Origin of the sequence: Microcoleus sp. C2D2 (assembly GCF_036702495.1) — a bacterium.
Taxonomy (GTDB): domain Bacteria; phylum Cyanobacteriota; class Cyanobacteriia; order Cyanobacteriales; family Microcoleaceae; genus Microcoleus.
On record NZ_JAUBTO010000001.1, the window covers coordinates 115,849 to 141,372 of the forward strand.

Sequence of the window (25,524 nt, forward strand, 5' to 3'; positions counted from 1 at the left end):
GCTATTGTTGTCTGCGTACTGCCAATATTTTACCCGATCGGGGGATCTGCCCCGATAAGTCGTTCTGATTTGGGGAGCGCCCCACCAGAGAAAGGAAGATTCGAGCAGTTAATCAGGTTGAGCTTGTAGGGGGCGGATGCATTCTGGTAAGATTAACCACTAAAGTTAGCATTAATTACTTGCGTTGAAGATTGCTTGGGTCTTCCCGGGCAGGCAGTCAACAGACTGCTGTATGCTGGTGAGAACTCGATCCTCTCGGGGTAGCAAAGCCGCACAAAGCCTGCTTGTCGCTATCTGGGGGCTGAAATTTTGTGGAATCTAGACTTGAGTTAGTTAGTAAACAGTGATTTTGTTAGAGGGAAACTATGACCAGTAAGCCGGATCGCGTGGTTTTAATTGGCGTTGCCGGAGACTCCGGATGCGGAAAATCTACTTTTTTGCGCCGATTGACAGATTTGTTCGGGGAAGATTTCGTTACAGTCATCTGCCTTGACGACTATCATTGTCTCGATCGCAAGCAGCGCAAGGAAACAGGGATTACAGCCCTTGACCCCAGAGCGAACAATTTTGACCTGATGGCCGAGCAAATGAAGGCGCTCAAAGAAGGTCACGCGATCGACAAGCCGATTTACAACCACGAAACCGGTCTGCTCGATCCTCCTGAGCGGGTAGAGCCGAATCACGTGATTGTGATTGAAGGGCTGCATCCCCTTTACGACGAGCGAGTTCGATCGCTCATCGACTTCAGCGTCTACCTCGACATCAGCGACGAGGTAAAAATTGCTTGGAAAATCCAGCGCGACATGGCGGAACGGGGTCACCGTTACGAAGACGTGCTGTTTGCGATCAATGCTCGCAAACCCGATTTTACCGCCTACATTGACCCGCAAAAGCAATATGCTGATGTGGTAATTCAAGTGTTGCCGACCAACTTGATCAAAGATGACAAAGAGCGGAAGGTTCTGCGCGTGCAGATGATCCAGCGCGAAGGCGTCGCCAATTTTGAGCCTGCGTATTTGTTTGACGAAGGTTCAACAATTAACTGGGTTCCTTGCGGCCGCAAGCTGACTTGTTCCTATCCCGGAATTAAGATGTACTACGGGCCTGACGCTTTCTACGGTCACGAAGTCTCGATTTTGGAAGTAGATGGTCAATTCGAGAATCTCGAAGAAGTTATTTACATCGAAAGCCATTTGAGCAAGATTTCTACTAAGTATGAAGGCGAGTTAACTCACCTGTTGCTCCAGCACCGCGAATATCCTGGTTCCAACAATGGAACTGGTTTGTTCCAAGTGTTAGTCGGATTGAAGATGCGGGCGACTTACGAGAAGTTGACTGCGAAGGAAGCGAAAGTGGCTGTTAGTGTTTAGAATCCTGACATGAAAGATTTGAGAGGCGCGATCGCGCCTCTTTTTTTGTGGGAAAATGAACCGCAGAGGGCGCAGAGGGCGCAGAGAAGAGTTAGGGGGGGGTGTTTGGAAGTAGAGAGGTTAAGAAGGTTTTTCCGGCTTCATGGAGGTCGCTATCTAGGGAAAAAGTTAGACTGCGAACTCGGATATCGCCAATTTGTTGGTCTTTGGACGCTTTGAGAGTTTGAGGGTAGATGAGAATTGCATTTTTACAGTTTAGTAGCGTTGCGTAGGTAACTACTTGATTACGATCCGTATTGTCTACTTTATCGGGAGCTTTGTATTTTGTATCGAGGACGTACAGGATTTCATTTGTTTCAATATCGCGTATAATTAAGTCAATCTCATCGAAATAATTTTTGTCATGTTTAACTAGGTATTTTGGCTCGACATTAAAGCGTTTTGGTGTATTTGCTTTGAGCCATTCAGCAACAAATTGTTCATATAACTTAGCCATGTCTATCAGAAAAGGGAGCATTTCGCGATCGCCACTTTCGTGACCGGGCCCTGTGTTATCTAAAAAAAATCGACATAAGGCGTGTAAAAGTTGATAATCTTGATTCAAACGGTGATAATTTCTATCAATACAAGCTTCTGATTTAAAATGTTTTAATGTAACAAATCCTTGGAGTGCGTGAAAGGCTTTTCGCACAGTGGATGAAACAGATTCACGGCAGAAACCGCTGCGGCCAATGATGAAGAGTGTCCAAGCGAGTATTTGATTGTCTTCGATATCGCCTGTTTGTTCGTTATAGTGGCATTTTAGTTTAACATCCCAAGGTTTTTGCAGGGCTGACCGCAAATCGACGCGGCCGCGAATGTAGGCAAGTCTTTCGGTTTTGGATAAGTAATCGCGATATAATCCTTTGCGACAGCGTTCTAGAATTTTTTGGGCAAGAATGTTAGCTAATCTCTCGTAAGTTTCTTGTAAAGATTGGCACTGAATGGAGCCTTGGGGAAATTGTATCTTCAGGTTGTAGGCATAGTCAAGCATTCCGAAGAGGTTGTTTATGGGAACCTTTGGGCGGATGGCGATGTGAAATTCTGGAGTGATGGGAATGTTGCCAACTCTGCCTTTAGATTTTAAGCGCCATTGATATTTTGTTTTAAAGTTGGGAAATTCTATATCTATTTCCTTGGCATAATTCTGGTATATTTTTTGTCCTACTGATTCGGGGATTGAGTCTTGTTCAAAAGTTGCTAATTGATATTCTGTAAGTTCGATAAGTCGGCTGGATTCTGGTTTCATAATTGTGGTGGATGCGGTAACGCCACGGTATCGGCGTTAATGACGGCGTTAGATTGTCAATAGCTCAATTTTGTCTTGATATTATCCCAGAGAAAGTGATTCATTTTTGCCGGGTCATTAAAGAAGTCTTCTTCGAGGTATGGCTCAATTTCCATTTGCCAAATGTCTTTTATAATATCTTCATTTAATGGGTTGGTCAAAAAGAAAGAGATGCCTAGTTCATAGTGTTTGTTTTTAATTTCCTCATTATTGAGTTTTTTTAGAAGACTAATTAATTTTTCAACTGGAAAACCTGTTTCCTCTCTCTGGTGATACTGTCGCAGGACTTCATAATTAGGATAAACGGGAATGAATGCGAAGCGGCGGCGGAGTGCGTTATCGACTAAGGCAATAGAACGGTCTGCTGTGTTCATTGTGCCAATAATGCGGACATTTGTAGGGATTCTAAATAGTTTACCGCTGGCTAGTGTAATAAAGCGTGCTGTGTCTTGTCGGTCATCTAGGAGATACATTAATTCGCCAAAGACTTGAGAGAGATTTGCACGATTAATTTCATCAATAATGAGAACGCAAGTGTCTTCACGGGCTTCGGCTTTTTCGCAGAATTCTAGGAATCTACCGGGAACTATTGAGTAGGTGAATTGTCCGTTTTGAGTTATTGGACGGAGGCCTTCGATAAAGTCTTCGTAGGTGTAGGCGGGGTGAAATTGGATTATGTCTGAGAAACCGTCACCGCCGCCGATTAAGTGTTTGGCTAGTTTTTCGGCTATGAAGGTTTTTCCGGTTCCGGGTGGGCCTTGGATGATAGTTTGACCTTTGCGGTTAATGGTGTGTATCCATTGGGTTAGTTGGGTTGTTTGAAAACCAGTCATTTCGGAAATTTCTTCTAGTTGATACACTGGATTAAATTCATTTTGGAATACTAACACCTCATACACAGCGAAAAGAGTTAATCTATCAGGATTGTCGCAAGAAGAGATTAACAATAATGGAAATAATTTTTTAAAGGCTTGTGCTATTTTGTGAATTAACTGCTTGGCAGAATAGCCTAGTAACTCTTCTGATTTCTCAAGTGATACGCCGACGAAAATATTATCATAAGAAACCATTCCCGATTCTATTGAATCGATATCAATCTCTTTCAAAATACTTTCTAATAGTTCATAGATAGAGTTGTTAGCTTTGATTGTGCGCTCAAACTCCTCCCAACCATTATAATAATCACTTTCCCCTGCATATTTTAAACGACACTGATGCTTCTTAGGCAGGTTATAATGTTTAAAATAATTGATTAAAACAAGATTATTTTTATCAAAACTTTTGTAGTTTGTTACCATCTGCTCAAAAAATTCATGTGCTGCACAAAAACCAAAAATTAATCGGGATTCTTTAAGGAGTAATATTAACTTAGAACTGTTATCGCTATCGTGAAAACACAAGCTTACACCGTAAGCTGGTGATTGCTCATATTTTGTTTCAATGTCAAAAGCCCAGATATCATACTTTATATTTAGATATTCTTTCATAAAATCAGGCAACTGCTCTTCTACCTGGCTGAAAATATACTTTAATGGCTCTTCTACATATTTTAAGTAATTTTTTTTGTGTGCCAGGTAAAAATCTGGGCTTTTGCCTGCATAAAATAGTGCCAATAGGTCAAATGTTTTTACTGAAAAAGGACATTCAGGATGTACAAAAAATTTTTCCATTTTTTCTGTATGTTTAAGGTGACTCAATTGTTGTTCTTAAATTATTGTAGCCGATCGCCCTTTCCGACACCAGACATCTGAGATACGATCGCACCCACCATCCTTACCCTCATCAATAGCCCTCCCAAACCAGTAACACAGGCAAAACCGCTAACAACTGTTCCCGGAAAATTTAAACTTGCGCCGAGTGACTCATATTTACCAAATAGTGTCTATACTAGATAATTGAATCCGGCGATCGCGACTAATAACGGGTACATTAAGATACAAAGCAGTAGCAGCAATAATGCGATCGGGCAAATCGGGAATTTGCGATCGGTCAATCGATTTTAGATTTTAGATTTTAGATTAAAGAATTGAAGCATTGACCCCACGGATAAATTCGGGGGGCAAGTTTCATCGGATACAGGTTTTTTATTTCTGGACGGATGAATCCGGGGGCTTGAATCCTGGATGCTTTCGGTCAACTTGCCTTATAGTCAGAGCTATATTGCGATCGAAAGGAATTTCAACCAATAAGGCATCATCGCTCTCAACTTCTCTCAATAATAGATCGAGAGTAGTTGAATTAATCCGCCCTCACTCGCTCAGATAGACAATTTCTGCTAATGTAATTGATGAAAAAGCCACCTGATTTCCCTCGGCAGCTATCTGTTCTATTGTCGTTCTAGCAGTCACCTAAAGTCGTGAACCGGCAAAGATATACCAGATAACAGCATGAGTATCAACTACAGTACGCAGCATTAGAAATCCTCCCTTGGGAAATTCGCCCATTCTTCGCTGCGAACTTCATCTATATCAGCCGTAGAAGGTGCAATTCCCAAGTCAGCACATAAACCCCACAATGATTTGCGGGGAACGGGCCGAACAACTAATTCTCGTTCTATTTCAGGAACAATCCACTTAATCAATCGTAACTTTTCGGCTAGAGACAAGTGCTTGACAAGATTTAAAACCGCCTCAAAAGTCATGTTTTTTATGTTTAAATTGGTGATATAGCAATCCTAAATCATTTGTGAATTTCTTACTCCCTCCCCTTAGCAAGGGGAGGGCTGGGGTGGGGTAAAAAATTTATGACTCATTTAGGATTGCTATAGATGTAATTGTAGCATTTTGGCTGCCAAGGACAGCATCACCAGGTTTGGATTGAGAAGATTCGTTTACCACAGTTCCCGGAAAAGTTAAACTTGTGTCGAAATTATCTAAACGTGCTATATTCAACTCCGTAAACCCTGAACTGCCTTTTCAGGTATTGCAAATTTATCCACGAGTCAACTGAATGCTCTCTACTTTCAAAAAATTAGCTTCAATTGCAATCATCTTTGCCGCCCTAGAACTTTTACTTAATTATCCGACTTTCAGAGAAATAGAAAATTATATCGCAAATAGAAACCCAGCAAGTGCCACCTTAGACAATGGAACTCTGCACCAAAAATCCAGCAGCCGGTCTGCGGTATCTCGCAAAAAATCACCGGCGCAAAATTTCGATGTAGTAGTGTATGGCGATGAAGTACCGGGGATATGTGCGGCGATATGGGCTAAGAAAACTTTAGGCCCAAAGGGCAAAGTTGCGATCGTGCGATCGAACTACGCAAGTGCTCCTTTGGGTGGCTTACTCACCCGCGGCGGTTTAGCTTACATAGATTTAGATAAAATCCCCGATTGGTACCGCCAACCCTACGCCCAATGTTTTAAGGAATTCTTAGATAAAGCGAATGCGCCGGAATCTTGCTTAGACCCAAAACAGGCAGATCGAGCTCTCAAACAGATGCTTTCAGCAGCCCAAGTCAAAGTTATTTCCAACTCAACTCTTACTCCCTACGTCGTAGATAAAAAAATCGAATATGCTGAAGTAACCGGCAGCAATATAATAATTAAAGCCAACTCCTTTATTGACGTAACTCAAGACGCAGAATTGGCAAGAAAAGCAGGGTTATCTTATTATACAGGATATGAATCTCAAAATATAAAATCAAAAAATGAAACTTTAGCTGTATCTGTAGTTCCGATAATTACGGGTATAACGATGCCGGAATTGCGCAGAATAGAAGATGAAATTCTCTACAGCACCCCATTGGTAAAAAAGATTCAAGAAACCATTACAAAATCTAAAGATCCTGCCAGTACAAAATTCTGGATGAGGAATTTCTGGAGTACGATTTATCAGTCATATACAGACGGCTACGACATCAGAAGCGCAGCTATAGGAGCAGCGTATCACATAGACAGAAATCTGCCCTTCAGTCAAAATAAAGGATTCTTTTTTGATAAAGGCAATGTCTGCGTTTATAACAAAAATGTGCTGTCGTGGAACGGGTTTCTGTTTAAATACCAAGTTGACAAAATAATGGAGATGGAAGCTAACGGCAGAAAACCAACTCCTGAGATGATTAAAGAAATGTCATATCTCCAACACTGGCTACAAAAGAAATCCGGTAAAGATGTGAGAGTATTTATTCCGGACGAGATTTATATCAGGCACACTTTGAACGTTCGCGATGTGGTAGCTCCGCTGACGGGGCAGGAGATTATTAAAGGGGGAACAGCAGCGTCCAAGTCGATCGGCAGTTTTTCCTACGATTTCGACTTGCGGGGCGGAGTCAAGCATTTATCGGCGAGAATTCCGCCGCTGCCAGTGTATAATTTCGGGATAGAAAGCGCTTTGGCTAGCAAAGTGAATAATTTAGCCATTGTCGGGCGATCGTCCGGTTATGTCGGTATGGCTGTATCCGTCGGGCGAATTGCGACGGTGAATATTTATCAAGGACAAGGTGTGGGCGTGGCCGCTGGTTTGGCTAGCAAGTTCGGCGTGCCGCTGAATTCGATTACTTCGAGTGAAACGAAACAAACTCTGGAGACTTTAACGGGGAAAACAACGTATTTGTCGGGGAGAGATACGAGTTATGGGGTGGATTATAAGGAGGTGAAGTAATCGACATATAGCAGTCGCCCGTGTTGCTAAACTATGTTAAACCCGGCATACAAACTAGAAATTTTTGTTTAAGTTTGAGAACAAAAAACGCAATTCCTGGAGTTTGATAACTGTTATTCATTGCGATTCTTAATTATTGCAATTTGTTTTACCAGTAGGACTAAGGCAAAAAGAAAATCGGTTTCTCTGCAAAATCGTGGCTTTCTCCCAGAGAAGGCAGGTTTTGGATTAGGAATTTCTGTCAAATAAGATATTAAAAGGATTTAACCACTGAAGATGTCGAAACCTCATATTCGACGGCGCAAGATTCCCCAACTCTTAGATATCCTCTCGATCTTCGCTCTGCTGCTGCTCGTATTCTGTAATAATGTTCTGAATATCCTCTGCTGCAATATCGACTTGTTCGGATTTGGTGTAAAGGGTCAGCAAAATGATTCCCGTTGCTGTTTGGACGTAGTAAATTAAACGGTATCCACCACTTTTACCTTTTTGAGTGTCGCTATTTCGGACTCTCAACTTGAAGACTGCATAACCCACTCCAGCAATTCGATCTCCTGGCAGTTCTCCCCGTGTGAGTTGTTCGATAATGGGTTGAATATCATTGCGAATGCTGCGGTATTTTTTTGCAAGAGTGCGTAAATTGCGATTGAAGGTTGGTGAAACTATAACTTGAATTAAGGGCAAGTCAGTCATTTTCAATTCCTTCCCACATTTGAGCAACCGAAATGGTTTGCCCAGTCATGGCTTCGTGCCAAGCTTGCCGAAAATCTTGTATAAGCGCTGCTTTAGATTGGCCCTCTCCGTCAATTTCTGAGGGTTCTGGAATACTAAAAGAATTAGCAGGAGGCATCTCTTGGATTTCTGCTGAGAAAACCTCTGGCAGATTATTTTGCGAAATGATTACCCCCTGACGTTGCTTTTTGCTTAGAAACTCTATAAAACTCGCAACTAATGCCAGATGTTCTGGAGAAAGTCGATCGAGCCATCGATCGATTTGATGTCGAAGTGCTGCTACATTCATAATCCCATCAAACCTTTTAATTTTACCTTGATTTTAACGTAAACCCGCCCCGCCTTGAATATCGCTCTTCCCTCTGCCTCTGCGCCCTCTGCGGTTCAAACCTCTTCTCTTCCCTCTCCTGTGGCACAATCTTAATATAAAACCTGCACCCTCTCGCCAATGACCGCAAACCTACCACCCCAATACGACCCCCAAGCCACCGAAGCCAAGTGGCAAAAATACTGGGAAGACAACCAAACCTTCAAAGCTGACCCCGAAAAAGGCGGCGAACCTTACTGCGTAGTTATCCCGCCACCCAACGTCACCGGCAGCCTCCACATGGGACACGCTTTTGAAGAGACGCTGATTGATGTCCTCGTCCGCTATCACCGCATGACTGGACGCAATACCCTGTGGTTGCCCGGAACGGATCATGCTAGCATCGCAGTTCAAACTATTCTCGAAAAGCAACTCAAAGCAGAAGGCAAAACTCGCCACGATTTAGGCCGAGAAAAATTCTTGGAACGGGCCTGGGAGTGGAAAGCTGAATCGGGCAATACTATTACTAATCAATTGCGCAGTTTGGGCGTGTCTGTCGATTGGTCGCGCGAACGCTTTACGATGGATGAAGGCTTATCCGCTGCGGTTTTAGAAGCGTTTGTCCGGCTGTACGATGAGGGGCTGATTTATCGCGGCAATTACCTGGTGAATTGGTGTCCGGCGAGTCAGTCTGCTGTGTCGGATTTGGAGGTTGACCAGCAGGAAGTTGACGGCCATTTATGGCATTTCCGCTATCCTTTGACGGACGGTTCTGGTTATTTGGAGGTGGCGACGACTCGGCCGGAAACGATGCTGGGTGATACTGGGGTGGCGGTAAATCCACAGGACGATCGCTACAAACATCTTATCGGTAAAACTGTGACTTTGCCGATCGTCAATCGCGAAATCCCCATCATTGCTGATGAGTTTGTCGATCCGACTTTCGGAACTGGTTGTGTCAAGGTGACTCCCGCCCACGATCCGAATGACTTCGAGATGGGCAAGCGTCACAACTTGCCGTTTATTAACATTATGAATAAGGACGGCACTTTAAATGAAAATGCCGGAGAGTTCCAGGGACAAGACCGATTTGTTGCCCGAAAAAATGTGGTGCAGCGCTTAGAAATTGACGGGGTTTTGGTTAAAATAGAAGATTATAAGCATACAGTTCCCTACAGCGAACGAGGCAAGGTTCCGGTCGAACCTTTGATATCTACGCAATGGTTTGTGAAGATAGATCCTCTTTCTCAACGCGCTTTAGAAGCATTAGATAAAAGTAACTCACCAGTCTTTGTTCCTGACAGATGGACAAAGGTTTATCGGGATTGGTTGGTGAAGCTGAAGGATTGGTGTATCTCCCGACAATTGTGGTGGGGACACCAAATTCCTGCTTGGTATGCTGTTAGCGAAACCCTAGGAGAAATTACTGACACGACGCCTTTTGTGGTGGCGAAAACAGAAGCTGAAGCTAGGGAAAAAGCAACGGCTAAATTTGGTAATGACGTGCAGTTAGCAAGAGACCCAGATGTACTGGATACTTGGTTTTCGTCTGGGTTGTGGCCTTTCTCAACTTTGGGATGGCCTGACGAAACTAAAGATTTGGAGTTTTACTATCCGACAACTACTTTGGTTACAGGTTTTGATATCATCTTTTTCTGGGTTGCTAGAATGACGATGATGGCCGGACATTTTACTGAAAAGATGCCTTTTGATACTGTTTACATTCACGGTTTGGTGTTGGATGAAAACGGTCAAAAAATGTCTAAGAGTAAAAATAACGGTATCGACCCGCTGCTGTTGATTGGCAAGTACGGTACTGATGCTTTGCGCTACACTTTGGTTAAGGAAGTGGTTGGGGCCGGTCAAAATATTCGCATGGAGTACGATCGCAAAACTGATGAATCGAAATCGGTGGAAGCTTCGCGGAATTTCACGAATAAGTTGTGGAATGCGGCTAGGTTTGTGATGATGAATTTGGAGGGACAGACGCCGCAGCAGTTGGGAATTCCTCACCCCCCCCAACCCGCCCTTACCGAGGGAGGGAGAGAAGAAGGGTTGGAATTGTGCGATCGCTGGATTCTTTCTCGCTATTATCAAGTTGTGCAACAAAGCCGCAATTGTTTGGAAAGTTACGGTTTGGGGGAAGCGGCGAAGGGACTTTATGAGTTTATTTGGGGGGATTTCTGTGACTGGTATATTGAGTTAGTCAAGTCTCGCTTGCAACAGGATGCTGAACCAAATTCTAAGAAAGTGGCACAGCAAACTTTTGCTTTTGTGTTGGAAGGGATTCTGAAACTGCTGCATCCTTTTATGCCGCACATTACTGAGGAGATTTGGCACACTCTGACTCAAACAGGTGATGGTGAATGTTTGGCTTTGCAAGCTTATCCTGAAGCGGATATCTCGCTAATTGATGCTGATTTGGAACAGCAGTTTGAGTTGTTGTTCGGTACAATTCGCACTATTCGCAATTTGCGGGCTGATTCTGATATCAAACCCAGTGTGAAGGTGACGGCGATTTTGCAAAGCGAAAGCGAGAAAGAACGCCAAATAATCTCAGATGGAGGTGTTTACATTCAGGATTTGGCAAAAGTCGAAAATCTGACAGTTACTGCTAGTTTGGATGCAGATTTGGGACAGACAATTGCTGGGGTTGTCGGTACTGTGCAAGTATTGATTCCTCTGGCTGGGGTGGTCGATTTGGCGGCTTTGCGTGCTAAATTAGAAAAAAAGTTGAGCAAGGTGGAAGCTGAAATTAAGCATACTGCGGCGCGTTTGACTAATCAGAAGTTTGTGGATAAGGCTACTCCTGATGTGGTTCAGGGGGCGAGGGATGCTTTGGCGGAAGCCCAAAAACAGGCGGAGATTTTGCGCGATCGGCTAAAGGTGTTTTAAGAGTTGACTGGTGACTGTTGACAGTTGACGGTTTTTAGTCAAGTTGTAGGGTGCGTGAGGGCGAAAAATCTTGGAATCTCAATGAAAATATTGACTCTCACCCACCGCTGGCGCGGCTAAAGTGGCCGGGGCGGGTTTACGAGATAGTTAGTTTCAGGCATAGATTGTTTGTAAAACCCGCCCCTACGAGATCGCAAATCCTACAACAAATAACCCATCACCAATTACTAATTACCCTCATGTTATATTTAGCAGAAGTACAAAATCAGGAAATTTTAGGCGAGATAAGTCTGCAATTGCTGGCTTGCCAGACTTCTGATGATACTTGGGCTATTCTTACTGAAGAAAGTTTCTTGACATTACCGAAAGATTTTGCTCAAAATCCAATTAACTCTGCAACTAATGTTTTAAATGAAGGGATGCTAGTATTAGCAGATATTGGGGAAAATAGCAAGGTTTTGCATATTCAAGCAGCTACAAACTGGGTGCTAGAATTAGTTGAGAAATATTTAACAACAGGTTTTACTCCCGATTTTTTGCAGCAAGAAGCCCAAAAAGCAGAAGGGTGGAGGCAATCTCTCACTTTGCAGAGTCAAGAATTGTCTCGCCGCTTGATTGAAGTTGAAGCCCGCCGGGAACAAATTCAAAACTTAGAAGCAAAACTCCAGCAGGAAAAGCAATTGCTTGAAAGTTCGATCGCCCAATCGAAAATTGGGCCCGCTACTCCACAAATTTGACTTAAATTAACACAACACAGCTAGGGACACGGTAATGCCGTGTCCCTACAAACCTAATATGCACTTTGCTGGACATCATATAATTTGTAACTTGACAAATACCCCTTACCCCTTGCCGAATCGCCAGCAATACGGGCTGCGACTAAAGAACTTTTGACTTCAGCCAAGCGGCGGGGAGACACAGCAGTTTCTGAGAATTGCTAACGTAAGCCCGCTTCTGGAAAACATCGTACTGATTGCGTTCGATCGCATTTAAGATTCTGCTGTACAGCATAGTAGCCGCCCAAACAGTCCAGCGGATATCGGGACTGAGCACTTTAATTCCGGGCTCGGCGCTGGCGTATAATTTGCGAGCTCGCTGAATTTGAAACCGCATCAATTCCCGCCAGCGGTTGTCAATTACACCGTTGAATAAATCTTCTTCAGTGTAGTTAAACAAGGCTAAGTCTTCTAAGGGAATGTAAATGCGGCCGCGGCGGGCGTCTTCTCCGACATCGCGCAGAATATTAGTCAACTGCTTGGCAATACCGAGGGAGATGGCTTCTTCTTTGGGAATTCTATTCCCCCAGTGCCAATTCCAGTTAGCAGCGGAGCTCGATTCGCCTACACCCATGACAGACATCGACATCAGCCCTACAGTACCCGCTACTCGATAACAGTAAAGATTGAGCTCTTCAAAAGTTTCGTAGCGGCTGCGGTACAAGTCCATTTGCTGGCCCGCAATCATCTCTCGAAACGGCTGAATGTCGATCGGGAAATGAGACAGCGTATCCACCAAAGCTACGTCGTAGTCGTCGTGAGGATGGCCGGCAAACACAGATTCTAGGCGTTTTTCCCACAGATTGAGGGTTTCAGGGGTCGTTGCATCAGAACCCGGCCCGTCTACGAGTTCGTCGGTGCGGCGGCACCAGACGTAAATCGCCCAAATCGCCCGACGCTTGGATTCGGGCATGAGTTGAGTGCCTAAATAAAAATTTTTGGCATAACTCGCGGTGACTTGGCGGCACAGTTCGTAGGAGTCATCCACAGAAGCCAGAGTTCTCATGCACTGGAGTTTTGACAGTTGCAGCATCCGAGAATAAGAAATTTAAAGATTAGAACTGACATTCCCCCGTTTAGAAAACGGGAGATTTTTTACGTCTTTATGAAAAATTCTTAATTTTTCATTGGTTATTGGCCGTTGAAATAGCCTGCGCTGTCAGCTTACCAGAAAGCACGGCACCTTCCATACTCGCAAGATAACGCTGCATTGTATAATCCCCCGTTAGATAGAAATTGCTAATGGGAGTTGTTTGTGTGGGACGACACTGCTGGCGTCCGGGAGTGGCTTTGTAGACGGAACGTGGGGTTTTGACTACGTGATATTTGAGCAGTTTGGCTGGTTCTGGGATTTGATCGGGAAAGAGTTTTTCTAACTCGACCATTGTGGCTGCGACGATATCTTCGTCAGATTTGCCTATCCAGTCTTTGGCCGGTGCTAAAACCAGCTCCAGCATGGATTTGTCTGGGTTGGCATATTCGCGGCAGGTGTTGCTCATGTCGGCGTAGACGCTCAGCAAGGGCGATCGCGAGAACAGCAAATGGTCGATTTCAGTTAGCTTGCGATCGAACCACAAGTGTACATTAATGACGGGTACTCCCTCCAAGCCTTCGAGCTGTTTGAAATAATCCATTTCGCCCCAAGGTTTCGGCATCATCAACTTCAGCGGGTCAACCGGCATCGCGGAAACGTAAATATCGGCCGTCAGAATTTCTGACTCTGCCCCTTTTACTCCCCGAATGTGGAAGCCGCGCACCGTGTTGTCATCGTTGAGCAAAAACTCTTTGATGGGTGCATTCAGCCGTACTTCACCGCCGCGCTCAGTTATGTAGTCTACCATCGGCTGACACAACCTTTCTGTGGGGGAACCGTCTAAAAAAGCCATTTTCGAGCCGTTTTTCTCTTGCAAGAAGCGGTTGAGGGCTGTCAGCAGTATGGTTGCAGATATTTCGTGGGGGTCGATGAAGTTGAGCGCCTTGGACATAGCGATGAATACTTCTTTTTCGACTCTGGGGGGGATGTTTTGCTTTTTGAGCCAGTCGGAAAACGAGTATTTGTCCATTGCTTCGACATAGTTTTGACCCTGAAGCATCGCCGGAATCAAACCTATACCGAAGCGGATTTTTTCGGGCCAGGTGAGCATATCGTTGTTGCTCAAGATGGCTGCGACGCCGTTGAAGGGGGCGGGAAGGTCGGGAAAGTCAAAGCGGGAATAGGTTCCGGGGGTTTCCGGCTGATTGAAAATCATCGAGTGCTCTTTCCATTGCAGCCGGTCTTCGATGTCAAGTTCTTTGAAGAGTTGGAGCATATTCGGGTATGCGCCGAAGAAGATGTGGAGGCCGGTTTCATACCAGTCGCCGTCTGCATCTTTCCAGGCGGCGACTTTGCCGCCGAGTACGTCCCGACTTTCTAGGAGGATGGGGGTGTAGCCCGCGTCGGTAAGATATTTTGCGCAGGATAGTCCTGCTAAGCCTGCTCCGGCGATCGCAACTCGCATTTGATACTACTTGGCCTCTGTGTTCGCTTCGGTTTAATTATACTTTACAACTCGTTACATTTTTTTGGGAAATGGGGAAGGTGGATGTGAGGAGCGCTATGAGTACAGTGGCCATGCTCGAGAACCGGTCAAAGAGCCCGTTCCACAACAGATCAACTTTCTTGTGGGGTGAGCATCTTGCCGGAGGACACGGCAGGGCCGTTTTCCTACCCCAAAATAATCAATCTTCCTCGATGAAAGATGTAACCATCCCCCGATTATTTGTAGGGGAACGGGACCGCCGTGCCCTGACTGTGGGTAATATCAAGTCCCATGGACTCGGGAATTCATCGCCAGCGATTTTTGCTGTATTCGACAGTTTCCTTAAGGCCGAGTTTAACACTAGAATTATTGCTGCGAATGTAGAAACAGTCCTCTTCTTTCCCGCCCTTATCTTTGACCTTTACATAAATCGGTTTCGGCGATGGTTGAACCACAACCCGACACAAATCTAAACCGCTGACTTGATGAAACGTGATGTGCCACAGTGCGCCGCTATCTTTGCCAATTTCGGTCAGCAAAAGGTCGTGATTCAGAAATAACATATAACCATCAGGATTTTTCTTTTTCAAGGTTTGGTAATCCGGATCCAAACCTAGCGGTGTTCCTGCATCATCTACTCCGATTAACAGAGTCCCTCCACGGGTGTTTAAAAATGCCGCCACAGTTTTGACAATTTCGTGTTCGATGGCCTTGTCTTTTGCGTTTTCTCGGAGATTCCAGCGGGCGGTTGATTTGAATTCTATGATGTTGTTTTCGCCTGTGTCGATTAAATTGATGATTTCAGGTTCGCCGGATTTGGGTGCAAAGGTGCGATATGCTGCTAACGCTGCTTGTTTGACGGTTTCTGGCACACTCGGAAAAGTAGTCAGGATATAGGCAAATTCTGCTTCCGTTAATCCGTAAAGGTGGGCGATGATGCCGTCTAATTCGGCTCGCAATTTAGCGCGTTCTGTTTCATCGGTAACGCCTTCTCGGTGGGAGTTTAAGCCGACTTCTTGAGCTAATTCGTCAAATTCTGGGGCGGTGCAGATGAGTTTGGCGGCGCGCTGTACGATATCCCAGAAGTATTTGTCACCTGATTTTAATCGCGGGACAGGAAGTTGGTAAACATAAAACAGACTACAATGTGCTGTCACTTTTTGGCGAATCAAAGAATCACAGGCAAAACTATTAAGTACAGAACAAATAAACAGTAAATTATCCAGTTTTGTAAGTGGTTGAGACACAAGTAGCGTATTTCCTGCAAAACAATTAGGGAGAAGTATCGTAGAAATCATTGTCCGTTCATTAGTGCTGGATGCTACATCTCTTAATGCCAAACGGTAACACTGATAATCCAATTGTTGACCATTATCTATACCATTCCTTCCCAACAAAGCCTTTCTCCCTTCCTGTCCATCCACCCAATACCTCGGTTCAGCGTATAGATGAGTAAACTGATGAATCATTTTACCTTCATAAAGTTGCAGTCTCCCTTTCTCTGGTTCTTGCTTGAATAAGTGACTGTCATTAGTCATGTGGAATTCGGCAGTTAACCGCAGATTCCATTTCCCGTCAATCTGTTCGCCCAGTAAAGGGAATTGCAGCATTTTTTCAGCAATGCGAACATCTCCTTCATTTTTAAACTCCATCACCGAGAGAGAGTCAGGAGACAACTTCCGCACTAATTCAATACTAATTTGCAAGCTATTAGCACTAGGAAACCTTTGCAGTTCATCCACATCAAGACGCATAAAAGCTGAGGGAAACTCAGTGGTTATACCACCCTTCTCAAAAGTAAGGACAACTATTTTGAAACGACTATCAACCCCTTCAAAAATCTTTTTACGATTTTCCAGACAAAATAACCCTGTGATTTTGGTTCGACTAAATAACATCTCCCGTAGTTGCTTCGTACCCAAGTCAGTGTAAATGCCACTAGGGATCACAATCCCACACTCGCCACCACTGCGTAACAGATTAAAACATTGTTCTACAAATAGTTTATAGAGGTTAATATCCGTACCTGCTTTTTTACCGTTGACAATCGAAATCTGATTTTTGTACTGTTCCGCTGAACGATAATAAGCACTAATATGAGGAAAATTGCTCTGATATTCCAACCAAGCATTAGAAACCTCAATATCTTGCAAGAGTTTATTTTGCTCTTTCTCAAAACTCTTAATATCCATCTTCTTTTTCGTCACCAAATTGCTATGTTCAGCAAAAAACTCCTTAGCATCTGGCTTAAAAATTTCCCAAGGTGGATTGGTAATAATCGCATCAAATCCACCGCCTTCTAAAATTCTGTCAAAGTGGTATCCCCAGTGAAACGGTTGCAACTCGGCAATATCCTCAATAGTTAAAACTCGTTTCTTCGGTTTCCCCGCTAACTGCACTTGTTCGTACTTAATTCCCAGGCGCTTACTAAACTCATCCAACAATAACAAATTTAATTTATCCTGCGACTCTCGATTTAACTGTTCGATGTGACTCCGCAACTTCAACAACTGAGATTCTTGAGAACCTACGGCTTGTTCCCCCGACTCAAAAGGGTGTTTTTTGTACAAATCTACCGATTTATTTTTGTCTGCTAAGATTGATTTGTAGCTGTTAGCCGCCAAAGTTTGCAGCAGATTTCCTTGCAGCGAATCTCCTACGGAATCAAAGCCCGTCTCATCCACTCGAATCAATCCAATTAAGGAATTGCCGGCCATGATGTTAAAGTCTATATTCGGCAGCGGTTCCAATTCGCTGACATCGTGCGCCGCCGAAACTAAGGCTAAAAATAGTCGCAATTTAGCAATTTCCAATGCTTCCGGCATGATATCCACGCCGTAGAGGTTGTCGCTGATAATCCGTTTTTTGATGTAGTAGTTCAGTGATGAATGCTCTTTTTCGATTGTTTTGAGTAAATTATTGAGGTAGTGGTCGGTTAAAAACTTGCTTGTACCGATGACTGTTGAATAGATGTAAATCAGCGTTTTCATCGCTGCGACTAAAAACGCGCCGGAACCGCAGGCTGGGTCTAATAATGTTAAGTTTGGCAGGATGTCTTCTAGCAAGCAGCAGCAGAGATTTGCGTCGAGATTGGTGAGGAGTTCGGTGATGGTTTCAAAGTGACGGGGAATACCCCCCCGGCCCCCCTTAGTAAGGGGGGAGGAAGAGTTGGAGGAGTTAAGGGATTGGTTGACTCTATCGAGAATTAGTTTGTTGATTGTGCGATCGCACAAATATTCAGTAATCTGCGGCCTGGTATAATAAGCCCCAAAGGCTTTTTGGTTAATGTATTTCTCAAAGATGTATCCCAAAACCGCCGGATTAATTTCGTTTTCCTTGCCGCCCACCGTATCGTCAAGATTCCAAGAATAGGCGGCAAATAACTTAAATATTTTCTCAAAAGCAGCATCGGGTATGGCGATATTCGGATAATTTTGTTCGATGGGATGTTCTAGAAACAGTCCCCCATTCAAATATTTAACATCGCCGATTAATTCTTTAACGCCTTCCTCCCGCAAATCCAGAGGTTTAGCAAATCCATCAAAAAACAGTGTTTTCAAGAATTGCGAGTAAAATAAATCCGTTCCCCGCTGCTTGCTTTCGGCTAACTTTTCCTGCAAATACAGCATTTTGCCGCTGTCGATAAATCCTTTGCGCTGCAAAAAATAAACAAACATCAAGCGGTTGAGTAAAACCGAGGTATACCAGCGTCTGTTTGTTTCTTTGTCAATGCCGCGAATCACACTTAAAAATTCAACGTGTTGCTGTTTAAACTCTTCAAAAAACTTTTTAGTTACTCGTTCGACATCCAAGCCAGCCTGCAATCTTTGGGCGACATCAATCACCGACGAAAGCGTTTCTAATTCTTCTAAATCAACCTTTAAAGCTGTCACTTTACTCAGCAGCAAATCGCAAGGTTCCCGTTTCACGTATACACGATCGCGGGGATAAAGTTTTGTACCTTCGCGCTTCACCCAATACCAGAGACATTTGGTGCGATTTTCATCAATAAAAATTAACAGATTTTCGGCGGAAATTTGGAAAATTTCGCGATAAATTGTCAGTCTTTCGGCGCTGTTAGGGATATTTCCGCTATCGGCGATAATTTCATATACAACTACTCCATTAAGTTGGGCGATTGGCTTTCGGGAATAAGTCTCGCCTTCTATTTCTACAGGTACGGTTTTGTGGGATGATGGATTATCCCAACCGAGTTTTTGGACGAACAATTTGTTGAATTCAAAGTCTTGGAGAAGTTCGCGGGATTCTTTAAGTGTTGGCGACATAGTTATATATGAAGGAAGAAGCGGGTGGTCAGAAACCGGGTTTTTGCGAGAATACTGGTTGATAGCCTTTAATCTCGGAAAAAACCCGGTTTCTTGGGCGCAGTCGATAAATCAGAAATCGATTAGCAATTTCTCCATTCTCATCAACTGGGATGCATCTTCATCGCTGTTGCGGGTATCCAACAAGTCTGCATCCTGGGTGCCCGGAATATCGAAGTTTTGGTCGATCGCATATAAATAGATAAAATTCCGCAGGATGTGGCGCTCGATCGACTGAATAAAGGCACTGCCGCTGCTTTCTAGCCGTTTAAACAGGTTTGTCCGCGTTAAAACCCCATTAACCTGCGACCCCCACGGAATAAGGCATTTAACTGCCGCTGTTCTGCTTCAGTCGGCTTTTGTTTGGGTTTTTTGGCGATGTAATTTCCGAGTCCGTAACGCGGCAGATTCGTGCATTGATGACTTCGACAATTTCCTCAAAGTCAAGCGGGGAGTTAGTTGCGGAAGTTTCCGAGGAAAACTTAATGGTTTTGGGAATGCGATCGGGAAAATAGGAGCGCGTGCGATCGGCAGGCAAACTTTGCATTCCCACCAAAAGGCGGCAGCAGGCTCCTTGGTTTCCTATATATGCTTCTATTAAATCGCCAATTCTCCGCCATCCCCGAAGATTGAAATAGCCCACACAAAAATCTGCCCGATAGGAGAGTTTAATGGTGTCTCGAAATGCTGGTAGCAGCGCCAGTTCAATGTTGTCAAAAATGCGCGGCACTGGGTTTGCTCTGTTATATTAGTTGTACATAAAAAAGTTTGTAGTAAGGATTTTAGTCCTTAAAAAATCACAGGGAAGGACTAAAGTCCTCACTACAAACCTGCTTACAATTCCGGTTCAATTCCAGCCGATCGCAACTGAGCGCGCAATTGCTCTAATTGGTCTTGTGCTTGTTGAGCTCTTTCTTGTTCGCGATCGGCTCTTTGCCGCTCTTGTTCAGCTATTTGCTGTTCTTGTTGAGCCCTTTCAAATCCCGTCAACAGCAAATTTCCTGCACTATCCCACCAGCGCAGCCAAGGTAACTCAACATTTTGATACCTTCCTTGCCAAATTCCCAATTCCACTCCTAACGGTGCGATCGGATAATGACCGCGATCGTTTGCAGGAACTAATTGATACCTATCTTCGATCAGGTGATAGACTTCAACACTAGCCTTGGTTACTTCATAAATTCCGTAAAATGCCGGATGGATGACATTTTCATAAATCCAGAATTTACCCGGCTTAGTTTCCTGTTGACCCGATCGCAACAAAGGCGTTCTATCCCGTTCTTCTGCGCCATTCCCCGATACAAACTCTAAAACAATTAATGGCGATACAAACTCTTGCCACATCACATAAGAACGGCGCAATTGACCGTCAATAGTTGGCGGGACATTAGGCACATAAAACCAGTCGGGTGCTTCTGCACCCCGTTCTAGCGGCTCAGTTAATCGCCAATAAATACCGCTGTCTTGACCGATACAATAGTTACCATCTGGATGAATGCTTTGGAAGACGGGAGTAATTGAATCGGTTAACAGGATGCTTTGGGGATGTTCTTGGAAGTTTTTCACAAAAGTGCCGTCTGATTCGGGTAGCTGAGTGTGGTCTGGCCAGCCTGTAGGGTTGTTTTCTACATCTAGGGTAAATTTCATAATGTTATTTGGGTCGCAAGCATTGTTTTGTTTTGAAAAAAGTTTTGATTTTGAGTAGATGCAAACTCGATACATCTAACTCAGACCTATATCTCCCAATCCTCCAAACGCAAACCCTCAACGCGGCTGAACTCGCGGGTATTGTGAGTTACAAGAATTAGGTTGTTGGCAAGAGCAATAGAGGCAATCAAGAGGTCATTAGGGCCGATAGGTGTCCCAGATGCAGCTAGTTGAGCGCGAATTTGACCGTAAATTACGGCAGACTGGTCATCAAAGGGAAGAGATATAAAGCCATTAAAAAAATCTTGCTGTTGGGCGATCGAGCGATCGGGATTGTTGCTTCTTCTAGCTCCATAGAACAGTTCAGCTTTAACAATAGAACACACTGCCACCTCCTCAGAAGGTAGAGCCTGTAACCTTTGCAAAACTCCCATTGCTCTACCGTTCAAGTAACCGATACAGGTATTGCTATCCAGCAAATAAATCACAGCAATTCCTCCCGTTCCTCAAATTCCCCTTGTTCTTCCCGCACTAAAGGTTCATCCTGAAAGCACCCAAAAGTTCTCTCGAAAAAACTGGGCGACCAGCCTAAATTTTCCGGTGTTTTAGCTTCTGTTGCGGGTGATATGCGCTGGAAAACTACAATAACTTCCAAATCTGTATCTGTAATCCCAACCGGGACTTGCAAATGCAACATCCCGTCCGAACCGACCCGCGATCGTACTTTAATACTTTGCATAACTCTGGCCTCCTTAAGTTTGTAGCGAACATTAATCTTGTTCAGGCGTCAGCTTTGTAATAATCACTCCAAATCCGCCAACAAATCAAGCACATCTTCATAATCATAAGGCGGACGCTTCCTGATAGCTAAGACAGCAATTTGTTGAAATTCATCATCAACAGCGTAAATGATTCTCCACAAATCAACTCTAATTCGCCTGGGTTCCCAATTCGGATTTGCATAAAATCGAAGCATAATGCTGTTGTCAGGACGTGCATTTTCACCCAGCGCCTCAATTATTTTCTTAATTCGCGGGCGTTGGACTCCTGGTAAGTTTCGCCTCTCAGCGTGAGCAGATGCTAATAGCCGAATTCGATACATTTAATAACCTCAATCTTCATCCCATTCATCTTTAACGGCTTCCCAATCAAGCCAACCCGCCTTTTCTGGACTGCCGCATTTTTGCAATTGGGCCATCGCCGTTTTGAAAATCTGTTCGTCTTCCCGATTTTCGATCCAGTCCAGCAAAGCTTCCCAAGCTGATATGCTCAACTGTGCGGCTTTCTTTTTGCCGTTAGCATCCACCACAAATTCAACTGATTTTAATATGTCTTTGAGACTCGTCATTTTTTCTGACCAGTTTTAGCTAGAATTTGTTTTCTATTATAGTCTCTGATTGACTGGGAACAGTGTATCTGATTAATTTCGCACCCGAACCCGAGTTAATCCAAAACCAATTAATCGCGCTGGAATACTTCGCAAAATTGGTAACTGCAACAAAGCTGGCGGTGTAAACGGTCGATTGGTATCTAATGCCCCCTTAATAATTCGCTCCTGTACAAACGACTGAAATGCTTGAATGACGCGTGTGGGCAACTCCCGCTGTCGCTGCACTTCTGCCAAATCCCACAGATGCACGCGATCGTTTTTCAGGGAGGCGCTGAGTACATTAGCCGCGACGACAGCATCTTGAATAGCATAGTTAATTCCCACACCGCCTACAGGCGACATGACGTGAGCGGCATCCCCAATTAAGAGCAAACCGGGACGATACCAGCGGGGAAGGCGACTCGATTCAACGGACAGAAAAGAAATTTGCGACCAATCTTTTAGTTGCTCGACCCTATCAGCAAATTCTGGTGCTAATTCAGCAACAGATTTTTGCAAAGCTTCTATTCCTGATTCGCGCAATTTCTGATAGCTGCCTTTCAGAATAATGTAACCGATTTGCCAATAATCCAAGCGGTCAATCATGACTAATAAATGACCTCCAACAGCTCGACCTCCAACGCCGAAATCTTGGGCATCATGGGGACTGCGCGGCAAACGAAACCAAAGGACATCCATCGGCGGGGAAGTTTTAATCGGTTCAAAACCTGCTAATTGGCGAAGGCGGGAAAAGCGACCGTCTGCACCGACAGTCAGGGTCGATCGTACTTCATGCCATCCTCCGCGTCCCCGGTATCGAATTCCGCACACTACCCCATTTTCTACGATCGTTTCTTGTGCATTAGCTCCCATTACTAGCTGAAAACAGGGGTAGCGCTGCGCTTGGGCAGTGATGAATTCGAGAAACTTGACTTGGGGAAGGATAGTGATGTAAGGATACTTGGTTTTGAGACAGGCCAAATCTACGAGTGTGGCGGTATTTCCTGCAGCTTGGATAGTGAGTTTGCGCATTTTTGTATGGGGCAATTCCAGCAATTGTGCTGCTAAACCCAATTGCTCCATAATTTCCATTACAGACGGATGCAGCGTATCGCCGCGAAATTCTCGATCGAAATCTTTGTGTACTTCTAGCAGCATGACTGGAATGTTTTGCCGCGCTAAAAGTAATGCTAAAACAGCACCAGCCGGCCCACCTCCCACAATGCAGCAGCTTGTATGCTGCACGTCAACCATCGAGTGTTCTTGAGAGGATTCTGAATTTTGAACTGAGTTGACAGTCATATTTTTATGTTCCTGTTTGCTCAACAATCCTGCTAGCTGCTTTTAGTTTAGCAAAACGCAGTAGTTAATCAATTCTCAAATTTTTTCGCAATCAAAAGATGGAAATACACGGCTTTCCCAAGTTGACACTCCTACTCAAAAGCAGGATCTCGCAGATCCACCAGCGATCGCACCCAACCAACCCCAGCCGCTAGGCCCAAGTGAGGCAATCCCCCCGCAGCCCCCGCTTCTCGACGCGGTACAATAAATGCAATCATACTTAACGCTTATATTGAAAAGGCTAGACACAACGCCACAGGAGACAACAGACGTATGGGTAAAGTAGTTGGCATTGACCTCGGAACAACAAACTCAGTAGTAGCTGTCATGGAAGGCGGCAAACCGGTTGTGATTGCCAATGCAGAAGGGATGCGGACAACTCCCTCGGTGGTTGCTTTCACCAAGGAAGGAGAACGCCTTGTGGGACAGATGGCCAGACGCCAGACTGTTCTCAACCCGCAAAACACCTTTTACGCAGTCAAGCGGTACATCGGACGCAAATATACCGAACTGACTCCAGAAGCAAAGCGCGTCCCTTACACAACTAAGCGCGAAGAAAACGGCAACATCAAAGTCAAGTGTCCCCGCCTGAAAAAAGATTTCGCCCCAGAGGAAATTTCGGCGATGGTGTTGCGGAAGTTGGCCGATGAAGCCAGTCGCTATCTGGGACAAGAGGTAACGGGGGCTGTGATTACGGTTCCCGCTTATTTCAACGACTCGCAGCGACAGGCGACGCGGGATGCGGGACGAATTGCCGGACTTGATGTCAAGCGGATTTTAAATGAGCCGACGGCGGCTTCTTTGGCTTACGGTTTGGAGAAGCGAGAAAGTCAAACTATTTTAGTGTTTGATTTGGGCGGCGGTACTTTTGATGTGTCTATCTTAGACGTGGGAGACGGAGTATTTGAAGTCAAAGCAACTAGCGGCGACACTCAATTGGGCGGCAATGATTTTGACTCCAAAATTGTGGATTGGTTGGCAGAACAATTCTTAGAAAAAGAAGGAATTGATTTGCGCCGCAACCGCCAAGCTTTGCAGCGCTTGATCGAAGCGGCAGAAAAAGCCAAGATTGAGCTGTCGGGAGTCGGTGTCACTGAGATTAATTTGCCGTTTATCGATGCGAATGAAGATGGGCCTCTGCATCTGGAAACGCGGCTGACTCGCGGTCAATTTGAGGGGCTGTGCACTGATTTGGTGCAGCGGCTGCGGCGGCCGGTGAAACAAGCTTTGGCTGATGCAAATTTGAGTCCTTCTCGCATTGATGAAGTTGTGCTAGTCGGCGGTTCGACTCGCATTCCTTTGGTTCAGGAAATTGTTCGCAGTTTGATTGATAGAGAGCCGAATCAAAATGTGAATCCCGATGAAGTTGTGGCGGTGGGTGCGGCAATTCAAGCGGGCATTTTGGCGGGGGATGTCCGCGATGTGCTGCTGTTGGATGTGACGCCGCTGTCGCTGGGTTTGGAAACTATCGGCGGGGTGATGAAAAAACTGATTCCTCGGAATACTACTATTCCCGTCAGGCGATCGGACATTTTTTCCACTGCTGAAAACAACCAAACTGTGGTAGAGATTCACGTAATTCAAGGGGAACGGGAATTAGGCAGAGATAATAAGTCTTTGGGACGGTTTAAATTAACTGGAATTCCGCCGGCGCCGCGAGGGATTCCGCAGGTACAAGTAGCTTTTGATATTGATGCTAACGGGATGCTGTTGGTGACTGCTTTGGACAAAACTACTGGTAGGGAACAAAGCATTACTGTGCAAGGTGCTTCGACGCTGACTCAGCAGGAAGTGAATCAAATGATTCGCGAGGCGGAACAGTTTGCTCAAGCTGATAAGTTGCAGCGGGAAAGGGTAGAAAAACGCAATCGCGCTGAAGCTTTAGCTTATCAAGCCGAGCGGCAGTTGCGAGAGGTGGCGCTCGATCGCGGAATGCAGTTTGCTCAAAGAAGCCGCCAGCGAATTGAAACTTTAATTCGGGAATTGCGAGACAGTTTGGAACGCAATGATGAGCGGGGAGTTGACCAAGTTGGTTCGGATTTGCAAGATGCTCTTTACGATTTGAGCAGGGAAGTTTCAGCTTTTGCTGATGATGACGATGATGATGATTTCTTTGAGTCTGTGAAGCGGACTTTTACGGGCGACGGTACTAAGCGGCGCAGCGATGACAGCAGCTATTATCAAAATGCTAAACCGTACAGGCGATCGACTGTCGATCCAATTCCCGATCGTATGGGCGATCGTATGGGCGATCGTATGGGCGATCGTATGGGCGATCGTATGGGCGATCGTATGGGCGATCGTATGGGCGATC

21 protein-coding genes are annotated in these 25,524 nt (G+C 44.8%); 5 read left to right on the top strand and 16 right to left on the bottom strand.

Annotation, left to right across the window (positions count from 1 at the left end):
- Positions 1-365 precede the first annotated feature (365 nt).
- The gene (locus QUB61_RS00535) at positions 366-1,370 is read left to right on the top strand and encodes a phosphoribulokinase (RefSeq protein ID WP_333125852.1); all 1,005 of its coding nucleotides are present in this window, start codon (positions 366-368) and stop codon (positions 1,368-1,370) included.
- A 91-nt stretch (positions 1,371-1,461) separates the two neighbouring features.
- Here the strand turns inward: QUB61_RS00535 and QUB61_RS00540 are convergent, their stop codons facing one another.
- The 3 genes from QUB61_RS00540 to QUB61_RS00550 all read right to left on the bottom strand — a co-directional run bounded on the left by QUB61_RS00540 (position 1,462) and on the right by QUB61_RS00550 (position 5,338).
- Positions 1,462-2,658, bottom strand: a complete 1,197-nt coding sequence (locus QUB61_RS00540; RefSeq protein WP_333125855.1) for a 5-methylcytosine restriction system specificity protein McrC — start codon at positions 2,656-2,658, stop codon at positions 1,462-1,464.
- Between the two features lie 56 nt (positions 2,659-2,714).
- Positions 2,715-4,367, bottom strand: a complete 1,653-nt coding sequence (locus QUB61_RS00545; RefSeq protein ID WP_333125858.1) for an AAA family ATPase — start codon at positions 4,365-4,367, stop codon at positions 2,715-2,717.
- 743 nt (positions 4,368-5,110) lie between these two features.
- Positions 5,111-5,338: a hypothetical protein gene (locus QUB61_RS00550; RefSeq protein ID WP_333125860.1), complete on the bottom strand. Its 228-nt coding sequence runs from the start codon at positions 5,336-5,338 to the stop codon at positions 5,111-5,113.
- A gap of 308 nt (positions 5,339-5,646) precedes the next feature.
- Between QUB61_RS00550 and QUB61_RS00555 the strand changes: the two genes are divergently transcribed.
- Positions 5,647-7,299 carry an FAD-dependent oxidoreductase gene (locus QUB61_RS00555; RefSeq protein ID WP_333125862.1) on the top strand — a complete coding sequence of 551 codons (1,653 nt, stop codon included), beginning with the start codon at positions 5,647-5,649 and terminating at the stop codon, positions 7,297-7,299.
- Positions 7,300-7,617: 318 nt separating this feature from the next.
- On the opposite strand, the gene QUB61_RS00560 is transcribed toward QUB61_RS00555, so the two are convergent.
- Together QUB61_RS00560 and QUB61_RS00565 are read right to left on the bottom strand one after the other, a co-directional pair.
- The gene (locus tag QUB61_RS00560; RefSeq protein ID WP_015179269.1) at positions 7,618-7,992 is read right to left on the bottom strand and encodes a type II toxin-antitoxin system RelE family toxin; all 375 of its coding nucleotides are present in this window, start codon (positions 7,990-7,992) and stop codon (positions 7,618-7,620) included.
- Positions 7,985-8,320, bottom strand: coding sequence for a hypothetical protein (locus QUB61_RS00565; RefSeq protein ID WP_333125870.1), 336 nt, complete (start codon positions 8,318-8,320; stop codon positions 7,985-7,987). The genes QUB61_RS00560 and QUB61_RS00565 overlap by 8 nt, the downstream gene beginning before the upstream one ends.
- 159 nt (positions 8,321-8,479) lie before the next feature.
- Between QUB61_RS00565 and QUB61_RS00570 the strand changes: the two genes are divergently transcribed.
- Positions 8,480-11,233, top strand: a complete 2,754-nt coding sequence (locus tag QUB61_RS00570; RefSeq protein WP_333125873.1) for a valine--tRNA ligase — start codon at positions 8,480-8,482, stop codon at positions 11,231-11,233.
- 239 nt (positions 11,234-11,472) lie between these two features.
- The gene (locus QUB61_RS00575) at positions 11,473-11,970 is read left to right on the top strand and encodes a hypothetical protein (RefSeq protein WP_333125875.1); all 498 of its coding nucleotides are present in this window, start codon (positions 11,473-11,475) and stop codon (positions 11,968-11,970) included.
- Positions 11,971-12,112: 142 nt separating this feature from the next.
- Here QUB61_RS00575 and crtB read toward each other — a convergent pair whose 3' ends face one another.
- From crtB to QUB61_RS00630, 11 genes are all read right to left on the bottom strand, one after another.
- Positions 12,113-13,042: a 15-cis-phytoene synthase CrtB gene (gene crtB / locus QUB61_RS00580; protein WP_333125877.1), complete on the bottom strand. Its 930-nt coding sequence runs from the start codon at positions 13,040-13,042 to the stop codon at positions 12,113-12,115.
- 91 nt (positions 13,043-13,133) lie between these two features.
- Entirely contained in the window at positions 13,134-14,507 is a 1,374-nt protein-coding gene (pds, locus tag QUB61_RS00585; RefSeq protein ID WP_333125880.1) for a 15-cis-phytoene desaturase, read from the bottom strand.
- A gap of 326 nt (positions 14,508-14,833) precedes the next feature.
- A complete protein-coding gene (locus QUB61_RS00590) occupies positions 14,834-18,814 on the bottom strand; it encodes an Eco57I restriction-modification methylase domain-containing protein (RefSeq protein ID WP_333125883.1) in 3,981 nt (1,326 codons plus the stop codon).
- Between the two features lie 367 nt (positions 18,815-19,181).
- Complete coding sequence (locus tag QUB61_RS00595) at positions 19,182-19,583, bottom strand: hypothetical protein (protein WP_333125885.1); 402 nt, start codon at positions 19,581-19,583, stop codon at positions 19,182-19,184.
- Positions 19,584-19,687: 104 nt separating this feature from the next.
- Positions 19,688-20,500 carry a Uma2 family endonuclease gene (locus tag QUB61_RS00600; RefSeq protein ID WP_333125888.1) on the bottom strand — a complete coding sequence of 271 codons (813 nt, stop codon included), beginning with the start codon at positions 20,498-20,500 and terminating at the stop codon, positions 19,688-19,690.
- An 86-nt stretch (positions 20,501-20,586) separates the two neighbouring features.
- Positions 20,587-20,988 carry a type II toxin-antitoxin system tRNA(fMet)-specific endonuclease VapC gene (gene vapC / locus QUB61_RS00605; RefSeq protein ID WP_333125891.1) on the bottom strand — a complete coding sequence of 134 codons (402 nt, stop codon included), beginning with the start codon at positions 20,986-20,988 and terminating at the stop codon, positions 20,587-20,589.
- Entirely contained in the window at positions 20,985-21,239 is a 255-nt protein-coding gene (locus QUB61_RS00610) for a hypothetical protein (RefSeq protein WP_333125893.1), read from the bottom strand. The genes vapC and QUB61_RS00610 overlap by 4 nt, the downstream gene beginning before the upstream one ends.
- A 63-nt stretch (positions 21,240-21,302) precedes the next feature.
- A complete protein-coding gene (locus tag QUB61_RS00615) occupies positions 21,303-21,602 on the bottom strand; it encodes a plasmid stabilization system (RefSeq protein ID WP_333125895.1) in 300 nt (99 codons plus the stop codon).
- Positions 21,603-21,611: 9 nt separating this feature from the next.
- Positions 21,612-21,848 (bottom strand): hypothetical protein, encoded by a 237-nt coding sequence (locus QUB61_RS00620; RefSeq protein ID WP_333125897.1) that lies wholly within the window; start codon positions 21,846-21,848, stop codon positions 21,612-21,614.
- Positions 21,849-21,920: 72 nt separating this feature from the next.
- The gene (locus tag QUB61_RS00625; protein ID WP_333125899.1) at positions 21,921-23,171 is read right to left on the bottom strand and encodes an FAD-dependent oxidoreductase; all 1,251 of its coding nucleotides are present in this window, start codon (positions 23,169-23,171) and stop codon (positions 21,921-21,923) included.
- Positions 23,172-23,302: 131 nt separating this feature from the next.
- Positions 23,303-23,428 (bottom strand): hypothetical protein, encoded by a 126-nt coding sequence (locus QUB61_RS00630; protein WP_333125901.1) that lies wholly within the window; start codon positions 23,426-23,428, stop codon positions 23,303-23,305.
- Positions 23,429-23,483: 55 nt separating this feature from the next.
- Between QUB61_RS00630 and dnaK the strand changes: the two genes are divergently transcribed.
- The coding region (gene dnaK, locus QUB61_RS00635) for a molecular chaperone DnaK (RefSeq protein WP_333189760.1) at positions 23,484-25,524 on the top strand (2,041 nt) is incomplete at its 3' end.

What these genes read in the sequence shown, in the direction of transcription:
- QUB61_RS00535 (WP_333125852.1), top strand. Translation starts at nt 366, where the DNA reads ATGACCAGTAAGCCGGATCGCGTGGTTTTAATTGGCGTTGCCGGAGAC.
- QUB61_RS00550 (WP_333125860.1), bottom strand. Translation starts at nt 5,338, where the DNA reads ATGACTTTTGAGGCGGTTTTAAATCTTGTCAAGCACTTGTCTCTAGCC.
- QUB61_RS00590 (WP_333125883.1), bottom strand. Translation starts at nt 18,814, where the DNA reads ATGTCGCCAACACTTAAAGAATCCCGCGAACTTCTCCAAGACTTTGAA.
- crtB (WP_333125877.1), bottom strand. Translation starts at nt 13,042, where the DNA reads ATGCTGCAACTGTCAAAACTCCAGTGCATGAGAACTCTGGCTTCTGTG.
- QUB61_RS00560 (WP_015179269.1), bottom strand. Translation starts at nt 7,992, where the DNA reads ATGACTGACTTGCCCTTAATTCAAGTTATAGTTTCACCAACCTTCAAT.
- QUB61_RS00575 (WP_333125875.1), top strand. Translation starts at nt 11,473, where the DNA reads ATGTTATATTTAGCAGAAGTACAAAATCAGGAAATTTTAGGCGAGATA.
- QUB61_RS00620 (WP_333125897.1), bottom strand. Translation starts at nt 21,848, where the DNA reads ATGACGAGTCTCAAAGACATATTAAAATCAGTTGAATTTGTGGTGGAT.
- QUB61_RS00565 (WP_333125870.1), bottom strand. Translation starts at nt 8,320, where the DNA reads ATGAATGTAGCAGCACTTCGACATCAAATCGATCGATGGCTCGATCGA.
- QUB61_RS00545 (WP_333125858.1), bottom strand. Translation starts at nt 4,367, where the DNA reads ATGGAAAAATTTTTTGTACATCCTGAATGTCCTTTTTCAGTAAAAACA.
- pds (WP_333125880.1), bottom strand. Translation starts at nt 14,507, where the DNA reads ATGCGAGTTGCGATCGCCGGAGCAGGCTTAGCAGGACTATCCTGCGCA.
- QUB61_RS00540 (WP_333125855.1), bottom strand. Translation starts at nt 2,658, where the DNA reads ATGAAACCAGAATCCAGCCGACTTATCGAACTTACAGAATATCAATTA.
- QUB61_RS00555 (WP_333125862.1), top strand. Translation starts at nt 5,647, where the DNA reads ATGCTCTCTACTTTCAAAAAATTAGCTTCAATTGCAATCATCTTTGCC.
- QUB61_RS00625 (WP_333125899.1), bottom strand. Translation starts at nt 23,171, where the DNA reads ATGACTGTCAACTCAGTTCAAAATTCAGAATCCTCTCAAGAACACTCG.
- QUB61_RS00630 (WP_333125901.1), bottom strand. Translation starts at nt 23,428, where the DNA reads ATGATTGCATTTATTGTACCGCGTCGAGAAGCGGGGGCTGCGGGGGGA.
- QUB61_RS00610 (WP_333125893.1), bottom strand. Translation starts at nt 21,239, where the DNA reads ATGCAAAGTATTAAAGTACGATCGCGGGTCGGTTCGGACGGGATGTTG.
- QUB61_RS00615 (WP_333125895.1), bottom strand. Translation starts at nt 21,602, where the DNA reads ATGTATCGAATTCGGCTATTAGCATCTGCTCACGCTGAGAGGCGAAAC.
- QUB61_RS00570 (WP_333125873.1), top strand. Translation starts at nt 8,480, where the DNA reads ATGACCGCAAACCTACCACCCCAATACGACCCCCAAGCCACCGAAGCC.
- QUB61_RS00600 (WP_333125888.1), bottom strand. Translation starts at nt 20,500, where the DNA reads ATGAAATTTACCCTAGATGTAGAAAACAACCCTACAGGCTGGCCAGAC.